Here is a 255-nt window from a genome sequence, read left to right on the forward strand (position 1 = left end):
TCAAGATCAGCTGACTCAACTTTACTGCTGTCTGCAGTTGAATAATGATTAGCTGCTGGAAAAATCTGCTGAAAATACTGCTTTAACTCTTTTTCATCCAGCTCAAGCAAACGGGCATATGAGCTCAGAAAGCCTTTGATGAATACAGCCTCAGGCAAACCTTTATAACTACCGCTTTCCATCGCCTCAATTTGTCTGGCTGGTAGTTTTAAGCGCTCAGCAACTTCACCGACAGACAGACCTCTGTGTTTTCGG

At 43.5% G+C, this 255-nt stretch carries 1 protein-coding gene; it reads right to left on the minus strand.

Annotated features, from left to right (window positions below):
• Nucleotides 1–255: helix-turn-helix transcriptional regulator (locus tag H3V04_RS09720; RefSeq protein WP_198188472.1), on the minus strand; the 255-nt coding region annotated here is incomplete at both ends.

Source organism: Bifidobacterium sp. M0353, assembly GCF_016100645.1.
Lineage (GTDB): Bacteria > Actinomycetota > Actinomycetes > Actinomycetales > Bifidobacteriaceae > Bombiscardovia > Bombiscardovia choladohabitans.